The 2,223-nt window shown below is 43.3% G+C and carries 3 protein-coding genes; 1 reads left to right on the forward strand and 2 read right to left on the reverse strand.

What is annotated here, in order from left to right:
- Both B4K20_RS00265 and B4K20_RS00270 read right to left on the reverse strand, forming a co-directional pair.
- Positions 1 to 687 (reverse strand): type II secretion system protein (locus B4K20_RS00265; protein ID WP_289281439.1); only part of this gene is annotated, 687 nt, incomplete at its 3' end.
- Between the two features lie 163 nt (positions 688 to 850).
- Positions 851 to 1,048, reverse strand: a complete 198-nt coding sequence (locus B4K20_RS00270; protein ID WP_286305000.1) for a hypothetical protein — start codon at positions 1,046 to 1,048, stop codon at positions 851 to 853.
- A 235-nt stretch (positions 1,049 to 1,283) separates the two neighbouring features.
- Between B4K20_RS00270 and B4K20_RS00275 the strand changes: the two genes are divergently transcribed.
- Positions 1,284 to 2,223, forward strand: a 940-nt coding sequence (locus B4K20_RS00275) for a histidine kinase (protein WP_289281440.1), incomplete at its 3' end; no start/stop codon positions are given.

The raw sequence follows: 2,223 nt of genomic DNA on the forward strand, positions 1-2,223 counted from the left end.
AGAATAAAATGCTACGGGAATTGTTACTCCAGGATCTGTTACGTTGACAGAGGCACCTGCACCAAATTCCCATTCGTCGTCTTCAACAACTGGGCTACGGAAAACCAATGAAGGTTTGACGATTTCCACGGTCGCAACTGCGTCAACGTTTGCATCGAAACCACCTGTAGTATCAAACATAGCAGCACTATCGCAAACGCCATTATGTGCGTAGCGAATAGAATTAAATCCTGCATCTTCCATTGCGCTAATAGCTCCTGAAGCAGTGATATCAGCGATAATTAATGATTCAGCAAGGTCAGCAGTTAAGCCACCATTCACTCTAGGGATGTTAGAAAATGAACCTGCATCACCTAAGAGCTGTGGGTTAACAATATCTGCAGCAACTAATGTGAATTCGCCATCAGTTGCATCAATACCTTCAACACACATCAAAGATTCTAAATCACCAGGAATTAGACGTTTTTCAGATACACGGTAAACTTGGAATGCTTCTTCCATAGCTGCCATAGTGTGAACAGTTGTTTTCTGTGCTGCTAACTCTTCCTGACCATCCAGAGAAGAAATAACGGCACCGGCGATGATAGCCAGAATGGCAACAACGACTAATAATTCCAGCAGGGTGAAACCGCCTTGTTTGTTTTGCAGTTTCTGTGCTTTTGCACGCATATCAGCATCTTTGATCATTGACACATCAGCAGAACGGAATTTGCTGATCATGCTTTTCATTTGTTTGATGTTCATATATTGCTCTCTTCAGGGTGAGTCTCCGCAGCTGCCCCAAGCAGTCTGTTGGTATGACTTTTTTTATTTAATTTTTAGAGGCGAACCCACTTCGCTCTCGATTCAATTACGCTGACAGGTTTGGATTGTCGATAACGAATCGATACTGCTTCCCGCAGTGAAGGATGACTTCCTTCTGCTGGCGTTTTAGAATTTTCATCTCGACCTTGATATCACCAAAACCATCATGCCCAAGCATGTCGTCAAATAATTCCAGTAGCTTGGTTTTTACTGTGTCAATGTTGGTGTCTGTTTTTTCAGTCATGCGATATTCAATTTCTGTTGGTCGGGACGGGAACGAATAATAAACAGGCAATTTATCCTTGCGTGATAGGAAAAATTCCTTTTGTTAAAAATGGCGTTTGCCATGGTCTATATTTGTCGCTGTGAAATGCTTTTGTGATGTAGTTCATGTTATAGCTTTAGTCGATATCAAGGATGATGGAAGGAATAACTGTGTGATTCAGTATGAAAAATTATTTAGAGCGGAGTTTTGGCCAATGAGTTTGAGGGGACTAATTAATCTGCGCATTGTGATGTCCGTTTTTGTCATCATCTTGCTCGGCGCAAGCATGACTATCTGGCAAGCACGCGAATCCGTCAGGGAAGAGGTCAGTTCTTCTTACAATTTGGCATTGCAAATGGTGGAGTTTGGACTTAACCAATTTACTCGCAACATGCATACGGAGGGGGAGTGGATAGAACATATCAGTCGCTTGCGTGAGACACGCCACTTGCAAATCAGTGTTTATGACGAAAATGGTCGTGAAACAACTCTTTCTCGCCGTGGTGATGGTGTGCAGAGAGCGCGTCCACCAGAATGGTTCGTTTCGGCTGTGATGACAGATACCATTAGCTCAACCTATGAGATTAAACTGCCTAATGATGCGATACAGCGCATTGTCATTACCGCAGATCCACTGGATGAAATCAATGAAGCCTGGGGAGAATCGCTTGTCTATTTCTGGTCGATTGTCCTCATGCTTGGCATTATTTTCCTAGCCATAAATGTGGTGTTTCATTCCATGCTGAAGGCCGTTCAGACTATTTTGTCTGGCTTAAAAAATGTAGAAAGTGGTAATTACGAAGAGCATCTGCCGAGCTTCAGAATCAGTGAGTTTGATGCGATAGCAACTGAGGTGAATAACTTAACTGATGCGCTCAGTGTTGCTCGTCGGAATAATCAGGCATTGGCTCGCCACACCATGCAAATTCAGGAAACGGAACGTCGTCATTTATCACGTGAATTACACGATGAAATGGGGCAATCATTAACCGCGGTCAAAGCGATGGCTGTGGCTACAAAACAGCCTGATGCTGAGGTGAATAAAGTTGCGGATTCCATTATCGAAATATGTAATCACTTATCCGGTGTGGTCAGATCCATGATGCGCACACTGCACCCTTTAAGTTTAAGTGACTTGGGTCTATACGCGACAT

This window comes from Methylophaga sp. UBA5088, from assembly GCF_002414625.1.
In the GTDB taxonomy this organism is placed as follows: Bacteria; Pseudomonadota; Gammaproteobacteria; order Nitrosococcales; family Methylophagaceae; genus Methylophaga; species Methylophaga marina.